Raw genomic sequence first — 18,850 nt, forward strand, 5'->3', positions numbered from 1 at the left:
CCAGGACCCAGGACCCAGGACCCAGGACCCAGGACCCAGGACCCAGGACCCAGGACCCAGAACCCAGACCAACCATTGGCTTTGAATTCTATGTTCAACAAAATCCTCGTCGTCTGCGTCGGCAACATCTGCCGTTCACCGACTGGCGAATACCTTTTAAAAAGCTTACTGCCCGGGAAACAAATTGATTCAGCGGGAATTGCAGTAGAAAAGAGTAAATTAACCGGGAAACCCGCCGATAGCATGGCAACCCAAGTGGCCGCAGACCACGGTATCAGTCTTGTAGGGCATGGTTCCCGACAACTGACTGAAGCCATGGCGAGCGAATATGACCTGATTCTGGTCATGGAAAAAGGCCATATCGATGCAGTGTGCAATATCGCGCCCGCCGCACGAGGAAAGACCATGCTATTCGGGCAATGGATTGGCCAAAAAGACATTCCAGACCCATACAAACAAAGCCGAGAAGCCTTCGACTTCGCCTGGTCGTTACTCGACGAATCAGCGCAAGCATGGGCGAAGAAGCTTTAAAAGAAACTAAAGAACGGGCCTGGGGAAGAGCGTGAAGCGGAACTAGGAAAGGTTTAAAGAGCGGACCTAGGACCTGGGAAGAGCGGGATCTGGGAAAAGCTTAAAAAGCGGACCTAGGACCTAGGAAGAGCAGGGCCTAGGAAGAGCTTAAAGAGCGGATCGACGACCGTATTTTCCCAGGACCGCTCTTGCTTTCCCCAGGACCCAGGACCGGTTTTTCCAAGGACCGCTCTCGGCTCTCCCGAGGACCCAGGACCGGATGTTCCCAGGACCGCTCTTGTTCTTCCCTTGACCGTCTCTACCAACAATTTATTAACTGGCATTTATGACTACATCAAATATTTCCCATTCCCGATCGACTGATTCGGATGAAATCGATCTGGGTAAGCTGTTTGGCATTTTGATCGATGCCCGCTGGATGATCATCTCTGTAACCGCAGTGTTTGCCGTGGTTGGTGTGGCTTATGCACTGCTGGCAACACCCGTATATAAAGCCGATGCGCTGATCCAGGTGGAGCAAAAAAGCAACGGTATGCCGGCGCTGGGTGAGATGGGGGAACTGTTTGCCAGTGAATCGTCTTCTACCACGGAAATCGAGATCATCAAATCTCGTATGGTACTGGGTAAAACCGTTGATAAATTCAACCTGACGACCATTTCCTCGCCAGAATACTTCCCGGTTGTGGGTAAAGGCTTGGCGCGTTTAACAGGTAATGTAAACAGCATTGATATTGCGCGCTTTGAAGTACCAGATTATGCGCGCACTGAAGCGTTCCGTATCGTCGTGACCAACGCAGAAAACGGTGAATACCGCTTAGAGAATACCGAAGGCCGTGAAGTGCTGGTGGGTAAGGTTGGCGAGCCTGCTCAGGAAAACGGCTTTAGCCTGATGGTGCGCAGCATTGATGCAGACACCAACGACAGCTTTACCGTGGCCAAGCGCGGAAGATTAGAAGCCATTCAATGGTTGCAACAGAACCTTGGCGTGAGCGAACGTGGTAAACAAAGCGGCGTGTTGCAGCTTTCTTTTGAAGGGGAAAACCGCGCGCTGATTGAAGCCTTGTTGGATGACATTGCCACTAACTACTTCCTGCAAAACGTAGAACGCAATGCAGCGGAAGCAGAACAAAGCTTGGAGTTTCTGAACAAAAACCTGCCAGACATTAAATTCAAGCTGACCGCAGCAGAAGACAGGCTGAACGTTTTCCGTCAGGAAAATGAATCCGTCGATTTGAGCCTGGAAGCCAAAGCAACACTGGATGTGATGGTGAAGCTGGAAGAACAACTGAACGAACTGACCTTCAAAGAAAGTGAAATCAGCCAGCGTTTTACCCAAGAACACCCGGTTTACTCAGCATTGCTAGACAAGCGCCAAACCCTGCTTCAGGAAAGAGAGCGTATTGTTAAACAAACCCAGAAGCTGCCAAAAACACAACGTGAAGTGCTGCGTTTAACCCGTGATGTAGAAGTGAACCAACAAATCTATGTGCAACTTTTAAACAAAGTGCAGGAACTGCGCATTGTGAAAGCCAGCACTGTGGGTAACGTGCGTATTCTTGATGAAGCGGCATCTTACAACAAACCAGTAAAACCAAAGAAACCTTTGATTGCAGTTTTGGCAACCTTGCTAGGCGGCATGCTGGGTGTGGCGATTGCATTGCTGAAAGCGGCGTTTAACCGCGGCGTTGAAAACCCGGATGATGTCGAAGCCATTGGCTTGCCGGTATACGCCAGCCTGCCGCTTTCTGACCTGCAAGTTCAGATAGAAAAGAAAGCGAAAAAACAGCGCGGCCTTTCTGCAAAAGAAGCGCTATTGGCAGAAGCCAACCCGGCTGACCTTTCCATTGAAGCGCTGCGCAGCCTGCGAACCAGCCTGCACTTTGCCATGATGGAAGCCAAGAACAATATTTTGATGATTTCTGGCCCAAGCCCGGGCATTGGTAAATCTTTCGTTTCTGCCAACCTCGCGGCTGTGATTGCCAAAACTGGTCAACGTGTGCTGGTGGTGGATGCCGATATGCGTAAAGGTTATATGCAGCGACATTTTGGTTTGCAGTGGGACAATGGCCTTTCCGACTTGCTGGCAGGTCAGGCTGAGCAACAAGACGTGATCAAGCCAAGCGGTGTAGAAAATCTGGATGTGATCACCCGTGGTAAAGTACCGCCGAACCCTGCAGAGCTGCTAATGCACCCACGTTTTAAAGCGTTCACAGATTGGGCATCAGAAAATTACGACTTAGTGATTATTGATACCCCACCCGTATTAGCGGTCACCGACCCTTCGATTATTGGTGCACATGCGGGTACCACTTTGATAGTTGGACGATTTGGTAAAAACCCAATTAAAGAGATTGAAGTCGCCAATGAACGCTTTGCAAAAGCAGGTATTGAAGTGAAAGGCTTTATTCTCAATTGTGTAGAACGTAAAGCAGCCAACGCATATGGAGGCGGAGCCTACGGTTACTATAATTACAGTTATAAATAGTAAGCATTTTAAAGGCTAAAATATAGCTTATTAATCCCAATGAGAAAAGTGTGATTGTTTTTAACTCTTTTAGCCTGAGCAGAAACACCCTCAAGACTCAAACTTGTTATCTCAATGCTGGAGTGAGTAAGTTCCATAAACTTTTCTATGGCAAATTTATTTGGTTGTTTTTAGTTCTTTAAAAGTGAAAGTTTACATTATGTAAATGTCTGTTTTATAGGAATTTTTTGGTGCTATAGATGCAAGAAAATATAAAATGAGGCGTTATGATGACTGAGGAAACACTCTCCCTATTCGTCTATTTCGTCTGTTGGATAGTATTTGTATACATAATATATAGATATAAAGGTGGATTATTAAAGAATTTAGCATACTTCTATGTTATGGCATGGTTGTTGATGTATGACTTCTTAACACCGACTTATGGACTACTTAATGATTGGTTGGGTTTATTTGGTAATGATATTTCTGAATATTTCCCAAAGGGAATTCTATTAACTATATTATCTGTTGCATTTTTTGGAATTGGATATCTATTAACACCTAGAAAAGAAACTGAGTTTCTAGTAACAAATGAAAGTAAAAAAATAAGTGTTACATATATAAGGCTGGTTTTAGGTGTTTCTATAGCATCAGTTATTTTGTGGGCGGCTATAAGTGGATATGGTATTAAAACACTATTTCTTGTAAATGTCTTCTATGACACAACAGGCGGATGGGAAAGAGATAGCTATTACAGATTCAATCACTTAAAACAAATATTTGAATTTTCGATCCCAGCATTAGTGATGGCTTATGCGAGTAGCATGCGAAGAAATGAGTTTTTCATATGGTCTATAGTTGTTGTAATAATAATGTTGGGATTTGGCTTTAGATATAGAATAATCATTCTAGTCTTTGCGTTATTTATTTGCCATATATATTTAAATGGTGTAAGCAAAAAAAGCACATTAAAAATAGCGATCGTATTGGTTATCTTTATCGGATCTAATGTATTGTATGGGAATGTTAGAGGTTATGTGAAATCTATATCCCGAGGTATTGAGCCAGCTGCCGAACTCAGTATGCATGGAAGTTACGAAAAAGGGCCTTTAGAAAGTGTTTTTAGATATACCAGAAATTATATATCAAACATGTCTTTACTGAAGCATATGGAAGAAAATAATGTAGAATACGATTTTGGTGAAAGTATGTTTCTTCATGTTTTCATAAGGGTCTTACCAAAATCAATATTTGATAATGAAACAAAGCCTTTCCCTAAATCGCTAGAAGAGTCGGCTAAATCTTGGGGGAGTATGGAAGGCTTAAAGGCTGGTGAAGCCTTTACATATGTTTTAGAGTTCTACTTCTCGTTTGGAATTATTGGGGTTATAATTTGCTCGACTTTATTTGGAGTTGTAGTCAATAAAATTACTGGTAATATATCCACCGAGAAAAAATTAATAATGTCGGCGGTGACAACCGCAAGTCTTTTTCACTATATTACTAGAGGATATCTTCCGGGATACTTGATGTCGTATCTTTATATGGTATTACCTATCATTTTATAAGATATGAGAGTCAGTATAAAAATGATTGATCATATAAGAGTGGTGTTTTCGAGAAGTGTATTTTCCCTATTACTTAACTTCTTAAGTGGACTAATTTTAGCTAGACTTCTCATTCCTAGTGATAGAGGAGATTTAGCAATCCTTATAGCACTATCAATAATTATATCTGCGATTTCTAATCTTAGTTCAAATGAAATTATTGTTAAGTCAAAAGGCAATCCCACTTTACTTGACTTATTAAGCGGGATCGTCATTTCTATACTTATTGGACTATTTGTTTTATTTTTTCTTCACATTACTTCATACAAAGAGTTAATACAAGGGTATTACTGGTACTTTTTGATTTTTATACCACTTAACTTCACCACTTTAATATCAATTGCTCTATTGCAAAGAGATAGAAAATTTAGTGGCTTAATGTTGGTAAGAAATATATATCCACTGCTTAACTCTATTTTAATTATCTCTTTTGCTACAATAGAAAACCTAACTATATTAGGAGTTTTAATTTCGTATCTGATATCAAACTTTATTGTGGCTATTTATTCAGTGTATATTGTTAGGGATATGGTGAAGCTAGAATGGAAACTTTATTGTACGCGTCGAGTGATAAGTAATATTCATATTTTTCATCCGATTACCTGTTTAACAATATTATCGTCACAGCTTGATAAGTTAGTGGGGAGTTCAATTCTGAGTTCAGCTGAATTCGGTAACTATGTTGTAGCAATTACAATCCCTTTAGCGGTTACTACGGTTATAATATCAACTGCACAAACTATACTATTACCGATAATTAATAAAGATAATATTAAGGATATTGTATGTTGGCAGCTTTATTTTTTCATATGGGTTGGCTTACCTTGCTTTTTGGTTCTACTATATCTTACTGATTGGTTAGTTCCACATATATTTGGGGATAAGTATTCGCAAGCAAGTTTTATGGTATATGTGGGGGGACTGTCTCTATTCTTTCAAGTGTTCAGAAAAGTTAATGTAAAATCTATAAAGCAATTAGGTATGGAGGGGAAATTTATACTTGTCGAGATAACAATAATATTGATGAATGTATTTTTATTATCCTATTCAAGCTCTTTGAATTCAAGGCTATTATTTTTTTGCTTTCTCGATAACTATGAGTTCATTTATTGGTTTTTTATTCACAGTGCTAATTATCGGTCGTGAGTTGAAATATAACCTCTTTAAATATGTGTTACTTCCTAGATTACCTTTAAAATTGAAGAAATAAAATGAAAAAAGTACTAGTAATTGCAAAGCCAGATCATTCATTAACTTTCATTAATGACAGTCAGTTTTTTGAAGAGAATGGAATTTCACTAAGCGGTTATTGTCTAAATGCTACAAATAGAAATGGATTGCTATCAAAATTATCGAGAAAAGTTACTATTTTAAACGATAATATTAAAGGGTCATTTACTCTTACCATTCTAGGCCATATAAATAGATTTTTAATAAGAAAAGGTATTGATTCTGGCAAGATTTTTTATGCTGCTTGTGATCTATATTTTAGCCGAGTTAACTATAGAGACGTGGTTCTAGTTCACCGATGGCCGATGTTTTGTTACGGAAGTTGGCTACGTAAATTAGAGCTTAAAGTAATTTCTGACTGTTATGAGCTTAACCCAATATATCTAAAAAATATATATGCTGATGAATACAATAGATATGGACTAAAATTTCATTCTTCTAATTTATTTAGACATGAGCATAATTACAATACACTAATCGATAGTGATTATATAATAGCCCCTTCAAAGATTGTAGTTGATAGTTATAGAGGAATTATAGACCCCGAAAAATTTGTAGTGAACTCTTATGGGACAATGGGTATGTCATATAACCCTAAGCCTATTAAAGAAAACATTATAAAGAACTTTGTCTTTCTTGGCAGAGTTTGCCTAGAAAAAGGAATAGGCAAAATTTTAGAGGCTGCAAGATTATTATCTACTAATGATATTAGTTTTACAATAATTGGGCCCATTGACGAAGCATGCTACAAATTGATAGAAGATTTTGACGATGTTAAAAATGTCAAATTTATCGGTCCGGTAAGCAAAAGGGATGTGCTATCTAACCTGAAAGATGCGGATTTTTTTATTTTGCCAAGTCTATCCGATGCATATGGAATGGCTGTAATTGAAGCATTATCTCTAGGGATTCCTTGTATCGTATCTTCAAGAACCGGTTGCTGTGATGATATAGTCACATATGGTATGGGAAAAGTGTTTGATGTTGAGGATAATGATGAATTCTACCAGTGTATTCTAGAATTTTCAAATTTAAGTCTTGCTGATTATTCTCAGTATAGAGAAGGAATAAATAAATTTTTTATTGCGGAGAAAAGTAGCAACTATAAAAATAGAACTTTAAGTATTTATAAAGAAGTAATTAAAAATGAGAAATAAGTTAGAAACAAAAAATATTACATATATTTGGCCCAACACACAATTCGAAAATTTTGGTGATTTAGTTATTAATAAATTATTAATAGAAAATCTAAGAAGTCACTCTAAAATTAAAGTAAATTCAGCAGAGATTCCTGTTGAGTTTTTTCAATCACTCAAGGTTGATGAAAGCGAAGAGGTAAATAAGTCTAATTTTTGTTTCCTTGTTGATATGATTGTAGAAAGTTTGATTTTGAGGAAGAAGGTATTCTTCTTTACCAAACCTGGCGATTGGTCAAAGCAAGATAGTATTAAAGGCTATATGTCTGGTTTAATGCAGTTAGTGATTTACGCTATTCTATATGCATGTAATGTCAAGATATGTAAGTTTGGAGGTTCATTTAGCGGCTTTGGTAAAAAAACAGAGAAAATCGAAAGGTTAAAAGGTCGATATTTTTATAAACATTTTTTGAGAGACTCTAACTCTATAAGTTACGCTGGTAGAATCGGGATTAGCAATGTTGAAAGGTCAACAGACCTAGCGTTTCTTCTTGAAAATAGTGAACCTATATCTGATAATTTAAAGAGGAAAGTTGCACTATCTTTTAGAAGGGATAATAACGATGAGTTAATTGAAGGAATAGGGAAAGTTATAGAACATTTCGGCTCTGATAATGTCGAGTTAGTATATCAAGTTGAGAGAGATTTAGAGTTTATGAATTCAATAAAATCAAAATTCGAAATAAACTCTGAAGTTAAGAAAGTTGATAACATATGCAAAGGATATAATGATTACAAAATCGTATTCTCAAATCGTTTACATGTACTGATTTTTGCAATGTCTCGCGGGTGTATTCCAATAGCTTTGATAACGGAATCTAACGTTAAGATTAGCTCACTATTCAGAGATATAGGAATTTCAAATAATATAATTAACTTGTCGCATTTAAGTAAGCCTAATCAAGTTTTTATGATGGGAGAAAATTATAATTGTTTTAATTTTGGGCATTTGTTTCTTGAACAAAGAAATATGGTGAAAAATGATTTAGAAAGTATATACGAGTAGTATGGTTATGGTGAGAATTTATAATAATTCTTTTTCAGAGAATAGACAGTTACATGTCATATTTGACTTTCTAAGAATAATTTGCGCGATAATTGTGTTTTTGGGGCACTTTAGAGCGGTTTTAGCACCAACTTACTCTGAACTATACTCACCGGATATTGCTACCAAAATTTTTTATTTTATTTCAGGGTTCGGTCATCAAGCGGTAATTATTTTTTTCTTTTTTAGTGGTTATTTCATTCATGGTACTATAAAAAGAGGCATTGATAATAATGAGTTTTATTTCTCGTACTATTTACTTAATAGATTTTTTAGATTCTTTATTGTTCTGTTGCCAGTTCTAATCATTACATTTTTTTTAGATTCTATAGCGCTAAGCTATAGCTCAGTTTATCACTTAGGTGAAGTTGATGGTTCTGTCCCTCCAAAAGAAAAAGTCGATATCAGCCTTATTATCTTTATTATAAATCTATTATCTCTTCAGGAGTTGATAGGAAGCCACTTTGGTAGTAACTCACCTCTTTGGAGCCTATCATTTGAGTTTGTATATTATCTCCTATGGCCATTTATAATATTCTTTTTCTTAAAAAGGAGTGTCTTTTTTCCTATTTTGGTTGTTTTTGCAATATATTTGATTAATGAAAAAGTGATCCTACTATTACCATGTTGGATGATCGGAGCTCTTTTTTATCACTATAAAGTAGTTATTAACAAATATTTGTCAGTTATTGTGTTTTTAACGGTTTTGATCTGTACTAGATTTGTTACTTTTGGTGTTTTGGAAGACTATGCGCTGTCTCTAACATTTTATCTGTTTGTATCTAGTTTTAGTTTATATATCAGAAAGTCAAATGTATTGAAAGTTGGAAGAATCGGTGCGGATTTGGCTAAGATATCATTTCCTCTATATGCAGTACATATGCCTATAGTTGGTTTTACATTCTTTGTGATTGAGTCTTCTTCTCCCGATAACCATATGCTAATTTGCTTACTATCCATCATTGTTACTGTTTTCATATCTGTAATCTTAGCGAGAATGGATGGTGGGCATAGAACTTTAACTAGATATACTATAAAGCTAATTGGAAATAAGGCGTAATTGTGAATGTTCATATAATTCAACCAGCTCTTCCTAGATATAGAGTCTCACTCTTCGATAAACTGAGTGATTCGTTTTTGCTCAAGGTCTATGCATCTAAAGTGGATTTTCTTGGAGTGAATTCCATTTCTGGTAGCAAATATTTTGTCGAGATCGGTAATTTTAAAAAGATATTTGGTGGCATTTTTTTTTGGCAAAAAGGCGTTCCGTTTCTTTGTTACAAGAAAGGTGATGTTGTAGTTATAAATGGTAATCCAAGAATTATTAACTACATGATTTTATTCCTAATTTGTAGAATCAGAAAAATAGAGACAGTCTGGTGGGGGCATGGATGGACAGCTGGCACGAGGGGGCTTTCTTGCCAAATAAGGTTCTTTTTGATGAAAATAGCTAATAAGGTCTTACTCTATACAGATTACGAAAGGGAAAAACTTAAAAAAAAGCATAATAATATATACTCGTTAAATAATGGCTTAGATAGTAAGGAGATTAGGTCCTGTTTTCCGAAAGGTTATATTAATGATGCTAACTCTAAGGGGGAACGTCTAAATGCTCTTTTCATAGGAAGGCTTACTGCTAAAAGCGATATTAAATTTGTCCTGCGTGCAATGCATGAAGTTTCTGATTGTATATCTCTACACATAATAGGTGATGGCCCCTGCTATAATGAAGTTGAAACTTATTTGAATGCCAATGGATTGAATGGAGTAGTTAAACTATATGGCAATGTTACTAGTGAATCAGAAATAGCAAGTATTGCGACAAAATGTGATTTTTTTGTTTATTCTGGTTCAGTAGGACTCAGCCTTATCCATGCTTTTAATTATGGGTTACCTGCTATTGTTCATGATGATAGACAGCTTCATATGCCAGAATTTTCAGCTCTTGTTGAAGGATATAATGGCTGGACATTTCCTAAGGGAAACTTAGGTGAGCTTATTAGTAAGATGAAGGCTTATAATGAGCTTAGTATTGAGGAAAGAATTCTGTTTAAGAAGAACTCTTTAGATACTATCTCGATCAGTTATAATTCTGATGATATGTATAAACGATTTTCAAATGTTATAAGTGGATGATATGAAGATCCTTTTTGTGGGCCTATGCCTAAGCCTTTTACTGGACAATCTTTAGCTTTTAAAGCGATCTATGAAGGTTATACTGGAAAAAAGAGTCTTTATGACTTCTCGACGCCAGAAAATTGGCTTTTAATTATAATTCATTATTCATACTCTTTATTCCGTTTTTATTTTAATCTGATTTTACGCAATGACCCAATTTCCGTTTATATAACAACCTCAAGATCAAGGTTTGGCTTTTTAGAGATCTCTTTTTTTTACTTCCGGCTATTTTATTTAGAGTTAAGATAGTAAATCATCTTCATGGTGCGGACTTTAAATTATTTTATTGTAATCAAGGCCGGTTTTTAAAACATTTGATAAGATCAGTTTATAAAAGAATACATACTTCAATTGTTTTAACTGAATCAATGAAAGAGCAGTACTCAATGTTTCCAAATATGGAGGTTAAGGTAGTCCATAATTTCTTTGATTTAGATGTTGTTGACAAGACTGTGTATAAAAAGAAAGAGTTGAGTCTATTGTATCTCTCAAATATTATGGAAAGCAAAGGGGTATTTAAATTAATAGAGGCTGTAGATAACCTCAGAGCAAGAGGAGTTGAGGTTACTTTGGATGTTGCTGGTGCGCCTATGTCAGATGATTTTCTTTCTTGCGAACAAGTGAAAATTAAATTTAAAGACCTTATTAAAGATAAAGATTACATTAGATATCATGGCTCGATTGACGGAAAAGAAAAAGCAGTTCTACTCCATGAAAGTATGATATTTGTATTACCATCATTTTATAAAACTGAAGCGCAACCTTTATCATTAATAGAAGCAATGGCCTCTGGTTGTATATTAATTACCACAAATCATAATTACCTCCCTGATTTAGTGAAACATGGTGTGAACGGATCTCTAGTTACAAAAGGATCTGTAAGCGAATTAGAGTCTGCAATATTTGATTATTGCAGAAATGTAGAAAAATCCTTGACAATATCCAAATATAATATTAGTTACGCTGAAAAATACTTCTCAAAAAGTAAATATATAGAAAATTTAGCAAAAATCATCGGTTGAATAAGGTGTTTGAATGAAAATAGCTCTAATTAGTGGTATCACAGGACAAGATGGTTCCTATTTGGCAGAATTACTTTTATCGAAAGGTTATGAAGTTCATGGGATAATTCGTCGAGCTTCCTCTTATAATACCGAGCGCATTGACCAAGCTTGTAACGATAATTCAAACATTCATTTGCACTATGGCGATTTGACCGATACCTCTAACTTGATTCGACTAGTTAAAGAAATTGAGCCAGATGAGATCTACAATTTGGGTGCAATGTCGCACGTGGCGGTTTCTTTTGAATCACCAGAGTATGCCGCTGATGTCGATGCTCTCGGCACTATACGTTTGCTTGAAGCAATTCGTATCAACGGGTTGGAAAAGAAAACACGTTTCTATCAAGCATCGACCTCTGAACTCTATGGTGAAGTGCGTGAAATTCCACAGCGTGAAACCACACCTTTTTACCCTCGCTCACCCTACGCTGTTGCAAAAATGTATGCGTATTGGATTACGGTAAACTACCGTGAGTCATACGGCATGTATGCATGTAACGGTATTCTATTTAACCATGAATCGCCACGTCGCGGTGAAACATTCGTCACGCGTAAGATTACACGTGGCATCGCAAATATCTCTCAAGGCCTGGAAGATTGCTTGTACCTGGGCAACATGGACGCACTACGCGATTGGGGCCATGCGAAAGACTATGTTCGCATGCAGTGGATGATGCTTCAGCAAGATGTAGCAGATGACTTTGTTATTGCCACAGGCAAGCAAATATCAGTGCGCGAGTTCGTTCGTTTGTCTGCGAACGAGGCAGGCATCACACTTGAGTTTTCTGGCGAAGGTGTGAATGAAATTGCGACTGTGATAGCGGTCGATAGTGCAAAGGCGCCAGCTGTCAAAGTGGGTGACATCATTGTTCGTGTTAGCCCTAAATTCTTTCGTCCTGCAGAAGTGGAAACTTTGTTAGGCGATCCATCAAAAGCGAAAGAGAAGCTTGGTTGGGTGCCGGAAATTACGGTAGAAGAGATGTGTGCAGAAATGGTGGCTTCTGACATCGACAAAGCTAAGCAACATGTTTTGCTGAAAGAGCACGGCTTTGATGTGGCAATTTCTCTAGAGAGTTAAGGGATTGGCTTTGAACAAGAAAAGAGTATTTGTTGCTGGCCATAAAGGGATGGTCGGCTCTGCCATTGTCCGCCAGCTTTCAGAAAGGGATGATGTCGAACTGATTGTCCGAGGAAGAAGTGAGCTTGATTTACTCGATCAAAAAGCTGTTGAGAGCTTCTTTTCAGGGCAAAACATCGATGAAGTCTACCTGGCGGCCGCGAAGGTGGGCGGAATTTACGCGAACAACACCTTCCCGGCAGAGTTTATTTATGAAAACCTGATGATGGAATGCAATATTATTCACGCAGCCCATAGTCATGGTGTTCAGAATTTGCTGTTTTTGGGCTCTTCTTGTATCTACCCAAAATTGGCAGAGCAGCCCATGACAGAGTCCTCATTGTTGACCGGTGTACTTGAATCCACGAATGAGCCTTATGCTGTGGCAAAGATTGCCGGCATTAAGCTTTGTGAGTCATATAACCGTCAGTACGGTCGAAATTACCGAAGTGTAATGCCTACCAATCTGTATGGGATGAATGATAATTTTCATCCAGATAACTCTCATGTCATTCCTGCATTAATGCGCCGTTTTCACGAAGCTAAACTCAACAATGACTCTGAAGTCGTTGTTTGGGGAACGGGCACACCAATGCGCGAGTTTTTGTATGTGGATGATATGGCGGCAGCCAGCATCCACGTTATGGAACTGTCTGACAACACATATCGTTCTTGCACTCAGCCTATGCTTTCACACATTAACGTTGGCACTGGCGTTGATTGTACGATTCGTGAAATGGCTGAAACCATGGCAAAAGTTGTAGGCTTCGAAGGGACCATTTCTTTCGATGCGACAAAGCCTGATGGAACGCCCCGTAAGCTGATGGACGTCTCGCGTTTGGCCGACTTGGGTTGGAAGTACACAACCGATTTAGAAAACGGTTTGGCGAAAACATATCAATGGTTTTTAGAGAATCAAAACTCCTTCCGTAACTAGTAGTTAAACCGCTATGACGCAACGATTAGATATTGAGACATTCAAAACGGTCGTTGCATCTACCCCATTGGTATCGATTGATCTGATTGTGCGTAATAACGCCAATCAGGTCTTGCTCGGTTATCGAACCAATCGCCCGGCCCTGGGCTATTGGTTTGTACCCGGTGGGCGTATTTGCAAGGACGAAACCTTTAATGATGCTTTTCAGCGTCTGACTCACATTGAACTTGGTGAAAAGATTGACATTGGACAGGCAGAATTTATTGGGCCTTACCAACACCTTTATCAAGATAACTTCTCCGGGACGACTTTTTCAACGCACTATGTCGTGCTCGGATATCAACTTAGTATTGACCTAGAATTATCAGAACTTCCACAAGAGCAGCATAATAACTATAAGTGGTGGGACATCGAAGAGTTATTAAATTGCCATCAAGTGCATCGCAATACTAAAGCCTACTTCTCAGATTCATACAAATAATAAAAGGTAAAACATATGTTGTTACCCGTCATTATGGCAGGTGGCTCAGGTAGTCGTCTTTGGCCACTATCTAGAACACTATATCCAAAACAGTTTTTATCACTCACCAAAGATGCCACTATGCTGCAGGAAACGGTGAACCGATTGGGTGGCTTAACACATCAACCTTCTATTTTTATTTGTAATGAGGAACATCGGTTTATTGTCGCTGAACAATTAAGAAAAGCGAATATAAAAAATGACGGCATTATCCTCGAACCGATGGGGAAGAATACAGCGCCAGCAATTGCCTTGGCTGCATTAAAGGCCGTTGAAAATGGTGACGACCCACTATTACTCGTGTTGGCTGCTGACCATGTGATAAAAGATACAGATGCTTTTATTCAATCGATAGAACGTGCAAAGAAAAGTGCTGAAGACGGCAAGCTTGTAACGTTTGGTATCGTGCCTACTCATCCAGAAACAGGATATGGCTATATTCGGGGCGGCCAAAGTATTGATGATGGTATTTATCAGGTTGATGCATTTGTTGAAAAGCCTGCTCTGGATATTGCAAAAACATATTGTGAGTGTGGGGACTATTACTGGAATAGCGGAATGTTTCTTTTTAAAGCATCCAAGTTTATTCAAGAGCTGGAAGCCCATTCTCCCGAGATCTTAAAGGTCTGTAGAACGTCACTGGATAACGCTGAAAAAGATTTAGATTTTTTCCGCATTCCTTCTCAAATTTTCTCTGAGTGCCCCAGTGATTCTGTTGATTATGCCGTTATGGAGAAAACTAATGACGCTGCAGTGGTGCCACTCAATGCCAATTGGAGTGATGTGGGGTCATGGTCTTCTTTGTGGGATGTCAGTACAAAAGATAATGATGGCAACGCTGTACAGGGTGACGTTCTTCTTGAGAGTACAAAGAACAGCTACATATATTCTCAAAACAAATTGGTCGCGACGGTTGGTCTTGATGATTTAGTGATTGTTGAAACCAAAGATGCGGTCCTTGTTGCGCATAAAGATAAAGTTCAGGATGTAAAGAGTATTGTTACGCAACTCAACGAACTTGGGCGCGACGAACATCTTCAACACCGTGAGGTTTATCGCCCTTGGGGAACACACGATGAGATTGCTTCTGGAGATCGATTCCACGTTAAGCATGTGACGGTGAAACCTGGCGAAAAAACGGCGACCCAGATGCACTACCATCGCGCAGAGCATTGGATTGTCGTCAAAGGAACAGCAAGAGTCAGAAATGGCGAAAAATATTTCCTTCTCACTGAGAATGAGTCTACTTACATTCCAATTGGCGAGCCGCACTCTATTGAAAATCCCGGGCAAATCCCACTTGAATTGATTGAAGTCAGATCGGGCGCGTATCTTTCCGAAGATGATGTGACACGTATTGAAGACTATGGCGTAGGTTATTGATGAAAGTTAGTATTATTACGGCCACTTATAATAGTGCTGCAACCATTACGGATACGCTTCGCTCATTAGAGTCACAAACGTATCCCGATATTGAATACATTATTGTTGATGGTGATTCTTCTGATAATACACTGGAAGTCATAGCAAACAACTGTACTCGTGTATCAAAAACCATTTCAGAACCAGATAATGGTATTTATGATGCCCTCAACAAAGGTATTCGCGCAGCTACAGGTGACATAGTAGGTTTTTTGCACTCGGACGATCTGTTTGCTTATCCCGATGCTGTAGCTGACATCGTATCTGCAATTAAAGAGAATGATACAGATGCGGTTTATTCTGATTTGCAGTATGTAGATAAGTTGGATACCAATAAGGTACTCCGGTATTGGAAGTCTAAAGAGTATAAACGAGAGTCGATGAAATATGGATGGATGCCCCCTCATCCAACGTTCTATATGAAAAGATCACTGTATGAGAAATATGGGCTGTTTGATCTGTCCTATAAAATCGCTGCTGATTATGACTCACTTCTTCGGTACCTCTGGAAAGCTGAAATTACATTGGCTTATGTTCCTAGTGTAACAATCAATATGCGCGTTGGCGGAGCAAGTAACCGGAGTCTTTCAAATATTATTCATAAGACAAGAGAAGATATTCGAGCACTTAACAACAGTGAGGTCCCTTGGGCTAAAGCAATTTTGGTCAAAAATCTCTCAAAAATACCTCAGTTCTTTAAGAGTGCTTAATATGTTAATCACGTCTAATGTTATCTCCGGTTCAGGCATACAATTTGGTACAAGTGGCGCCAGAGGCCTGGTAGAGCAATTTACTCCAGAAGCGTGTGCGGCTTTCACGCATGCGTTTATCTCTTCCATTCGTAGTCAATTTAAGTTTGATTCGGTTGCCATCGCGATAGATAACCGACCTAGCAGCCCTCAAATGGCCAAAGCCATTGTCAGCGCCGTAAAAGATATGGGCTTAATCCCAATTTATTATGGTGTTGTTCCAACACCGGCTTTGGCATATGTCGCTATGCAAGATGGAATGCCTTCTATTATGGTAACGGGCAGCCATATCCCGTTTGACCGTAACGGCCTAAAGTTCTATCGCCCAGATGGCGAAATTACGAAAAGCGATGAGCAAGCCATTCTGAATGTGAGTGCTGAGTTCACTCTATCAGCCGACGAACCTGAGTTAGCAGTATCTTCAAAAGCGGCAAAAACTTACATTGAGCGAAATGTGACCCTTTTTGATGGCCAGTTTCTTAAAGGGCGACGTATTGGTATTTACGAGCATTCGAGTGCTGGGCGTGATATGTATGCGCAGATGTTTGAACACTTGGGCGCGGAAGTTGTCTCATTGGAGCGCAGTGACCAGTTTGTCCCTATCGACACAGAAGCGGTATCAGAATCAGACAAGCTAAAAGCCTTAAAATGGTCGGAAGAGCATGATCTGGACTTTATTTTCTCGACAGACGGTGATGGAGACAGGCCATTAGTGTCAGATGAGAAAGGGAACTGGCTAAGAGGCGATGTTCTAGGGCTGTTGTGTGCAAAAGAGTTGGGTATTGATGCGCTGGCGTTACCTGTTAGCTGTAATACATCGGTAGAGCTTTCCGGCGAATTTCCACATGCTTCCCGCACTAAAATTGGTTCACCTTACGTGATTGCTGAGTTTGCTCACTTGGCGAAGAAATATCGCAATGTCGCGGGTTTTGAAGCCAATGGCGGCTTTCTGCTTGGCTCTGACGTTTCATTTAACGGTTCTGTTGTGAAGGCGCTTCCAACACGAGATGCTGTTCTGCCTGCCCTGATGCTGCTTTCTGCTTCTCGCAATTCGCTGATTTCACATTTGGTCGATCAGTTGCCAAAACGCTTTACTCATAGCGATCGGATTCAGAATTTTGCTACTGAAAAGAGTCTGGCGATTTTAGAAATTGCCAAAGCACAGCCAGAATCTTTTCTGGCGACCTTGGGCTTCGACAACGTGCAAGTTGAAAGTATCGACCTGACCGATGGGCTGCGCATTGCTCTCGTCAATGGCGATGTGATTCACTTTAGACCTTCAGGTAATGCGCCGGAGCTTCGTTGTTACGCCGAGTCGAATACTGAAGAGCAAGCGCAAAGATTTGTCAGTCAGGCGCTTACCAACATTCAAACATCTAACTTCTTTTAACAGCAGAGATAAAAATGAAAATTGCTATTGCTGGGACAGGCTATGTTGGCTTGTCTAATGCTATGCTTTTGGCGCAAAACCACGAGGTTGTTGCTGTCGATATCATTCAAGAAAAAGTTAAACTGCTTAACGATAAAACCTCTCCCATTGTCGATAAAGAGATTGAACATTTTCTGAAAGAAAAAGCGCTCAATTTCTATGCGACGTTAGATAAAGAAGAAGCTTATAAAGAGGCTGCTTTCGTCATCATCGCGACACCGACTGACTATGACGTAAAAACAAACTACTTTAATACCTCCTCGGTTGAGGCAGTAATTAAAGATGTGATGGCCATAAACCCAGATGCGGTCATGGTCATTAAATCTACGGTTCCTGTGGGTTATACAAAACGCATCAAAGAAGAGTTTGGGTGTGAGAATATTATTTTCTCGCCTGAATTCTTGCGTGAGGGCAAAGCGCTTTACGACAACCTTCACCCTTCCCGCATCATCGTCGGTGAGCGAAGCGAACGTGCGCAGATTTTTGCCAACTTGTTAGTTGAAGGTGCAGAAAAGAAAGATGTTCAAGTACTGTTCACGGATTCTACAGAAGCTGAAGCCGTGAAGCTTTTCTCGAATACCTATCTCGCGATGCGCGTGGCGTACTTTAATGAGTTGGATTCATACGCCGAAGCACATGGTTTAGACGCGCGTCAAATCATTGAAGGTGTTGGCCTCGACCCTCGTATCGGCAGCCACTACAACAATCCGTCATTTGGTTACGGTGGCTACTGTCTGCCAAAAGACACAAAGCAACTACGCGCCAACTATGCGGAAGTGCCAAACAACATCATTCAGGCGATTGTTGATGCCAATACGACACGCAAAGACTTTGTTGCTGAGTCTATTTTGCGAAAGAACCCAAAAGTGGTCGGTATTTACCGCCTGATCATGAAGTCAGGTTCAGACAACTTCCGTGCATCCTCCATTCAAGGGATCATGAAGCGTATTAAAGCGAAAGGTATCGAAGTCGTCGTATATGAGCCGGTACTGAAAGAAGAATCGTTCTTCCACTCAGAAGTCATGACTGACTTTGAAGCGTTTAAAGCCAAATCTGATGTTATCGTTTCAAACCGCATGGCGGAAGAGCTGGCAGATGTCGCTGATAAAGTTTATACGCGCGATTTGTTTGGGAGTGACTAGCGACTAGAAGTCGCGAGATCTGAGTAAGAGCAGGGAGAGCAGAGAGAGCAGAGAAAGCAGGAAAGGCAGAGAGAACAGGAAGAGCAGAGCTCGTTCTTGTACCTCAACTCTCAAAACTCAGGTCTTCCATTCTCGTTCTCGTAGCTCAACTCTCAAATCTCAGTTCTGTTGTTTTCGTTCTCGAAATTTAAAGCTTACAACTCAATAATTAAAACC

General features: G+C 39.5%; 16 protein-coding genes. All 16 read left to right on the top strand.

Annotated elements, in window-relative coordinates; translation table 11 throughout:
* Positions 1-90: 90 nt before the first annotated feature.
* The 16 genes from G5S52_RS21565 (at position 91) to G5S52_RS21640 (ending at position 18,634) form a co-directional block, all read left to right on the top strand.
* Positions 91-531: an arsenate reductase/protein-tyrosine-phosphatase family protein gene (locus tag G5S52_RS21565; RefSeq protein ID WP_165018385.1), complete on the top strand. Its 441-nt coding sequence runs from the start codon at positions 91-93 to the stop codon at positions 529-531.
* Positions 532-856: 325 nt separating this feature from the next.
* The gene (locus G5S52_RS21570; protein WP_165018387.1) at positions 857-3,016 is read left to right on the top strand and encodes a polysaccharide biosynthesis tyrosine autokinase; all 2,160 of its coding nucleotides are present in this window, start codon (positions 857-859) and stop codon (positions 3,014-3,016) included.
* Positions 3,017-3,282: 266 nt separating this feature from the next.
* Positions 3,283-4,566, top strand: coding sequence for an O-antigen polymerase (locus G5S52_RS21575; RefSeq protein ID WP_165018389.1), 1,284 nt, complete (start codon positions 3,283-3,285; stop codon positions 4,564-4,566).
* Positions 4,567-4,587: 21 nt separating this feature from the next.
* A complete protein-coding gene (locus G5S52_RS21580) occupies positions 4,588-5,751 on the top strand; it encodes a lipopolysaccharide biosynthesis protein (protein ID WP_165018392.1) in 1,164 nt (387 codons plus the stop codon).
* A gap of 65 nt (positions 5,752-5,816) precedes the next feature.
* Positions 5,817-6,992: a glycosyltransferase family 4 protein gene (locus G5S52_RS21585; RefSeq protein WP_165018394.1), complete on the top strand. Its 1,176-nt coding sequence runs from the start codon at positions 5,817-5,819 to the stop codon at positions 6,990-6,992.
* The gene (locus G5S52_RS21590) at positions 6,982-8,037 is read left to right on the top strand and encodes a polysaccharide pyruvyl transferase family protein (protein ID WP_165018396.1); all 1,056 of its coding nucleotides are present in this window, start codon (positions 6,982-6,984) and stop codon (positions 8,035-8,037) included. Before G5S52_RS21585 ends, G5S52_RS21590 begins: the two co-directional genes overlap by 11 nt.
* A 7-nt stretch (positions 8,038-8,044) precedes the next feature.
* Positions 8,045-9,136 carry an acyltransferase family protein gene (locus tag G5S52_RS21595; RefSeq protein WP_165018398.1) on the top strand — a complete coding sequence of 364 codons (1,092 nt, stop codon included), beginning with the start codon at positions 8,045-8,047 and terminating at the stop codon, positions 9,134-9,136.
* A gap of 2 nt (positions 9,137-9,138) precedes the next feature.
* Complete coding sequence (locus tag G5S52_RS24390) at positions 9,139-10,212, top strand: glycosyltransferase (protein WP_165018400.1); 1,074 nt, start codon at positions 9,139-9,141, stop codon at positions 10,210-10,212.
* 428 nt (positions 10,213-10,640) lie between these two features.
* A complete protein-coding gene (locus G5S52_RS21605; RefSeq protein WP_165018402.1) occupies positions 10,641-11,276 on the top strand; it encodes a glycosyltransferase family 4 protein in 636 nt (211 codons plus the stop codon).
* A 13-nt stretch (positions 11,277-11,289) separates the two neighbouring features.
* Positions 11,290-12,396 (top strand): GDP-mannose 4,6-dehydratase, encoded by a 1,107-nt coding sequence (gmd, locus tag G5S52_RS21610; RefSeq protein ID WP_165018404.1) that lies wholly within the window; start codon positions 11,290-11,292, stop codon positions 12,394-12,396.
* Between the two features lie 10 nt (positions 12,397-12,406).
* Positions 12,407-13,372: a GDP-L-fucose synthase gene (gene fcl, locus G5S52_RS21615; RefSeq protein ID WP_165018406.1), complete on the top strand. Its 966-nt coding sequence runs from the start codon at positions 12,407-12,409 to the stop codon at positions 13,370-13,372.
* A 13-nt stretch (positions 13,373-13,385) separates the two neighbouring features.
* The gene (locus G5S52_RS21620) at positions 13,386-13,853 is read left to right on the top strand and encodes a GDP-mannose mannosyl hydrolase (protein WP_165018408.1); all 468 of its coding nucleotides are present in this window, start codon (positions 13,386-13,388) and stop codon (positions 13,851-13,853) included.
* 15 nt (positions 13,854-13,868) lie between these two features.
* Positions 13,869-15,275 carry a mannose-1-phosphate guanylyltransferase/mannose-6-phosphate isomerase gene (locus G5S52_RS21625; protein ID WP_165018410.1) on the top strand — a complete coding sequence of 469 codons (1,407 nt, stop codon included), beginning with the start codon at positions 13,869-13,871 and terminating at the stop codon, positions 15,273-15,275.
* On the top strand, positions 15,275-16,024 hold the full coding sequence (locus tag G5S52_RS21630; RefSeq protein WP_165018412.1) for a glycosyltransferase family 2 protein: 750 nt from the start codon (positions 15,275-15,277) through the stop codon (positions 16,022-16,024). Before G5S52_RS21625 ends, G5S52_RS21630 begins: the two co-directional genes overlap by 1 nt.
* Before the next feature lies 1 nt (position 16,025).
* A complete protein-coding gene (locus G5S52_RS21635; RefSeq protein WP_165018414.1) occupies positions 16,026-17,453 on the top strand; it encodes a phosphomannomutase in 1,428 nt (475 codons plus the stop codon).
* 14 nt (positions 17,454-17,467) lie between these two features.
* Positions 17,468-18,634, top strand: a complete 1,167-nt coding sequence (locus tag G5S52_RS21640; RefSeq protein ID WP_165018416.1) for a nucleotide sugar dehydrogenase — start codon at positions 17,468-17,470, stop codon at positions 18,632-18,634.
* Positions 18,635-18,850 lie beyond the last annotated feature (216 nt).

Source organism: Grimontia sedimenti, assembly GCF_011045095.1.
Classification (GTDB): Bacteria; Pseudomonadota; Gammaproteobacteria; order Enterobacterales; family Vibrionaceae; genus Enterovibrio; species Enterovibrio sedimenti.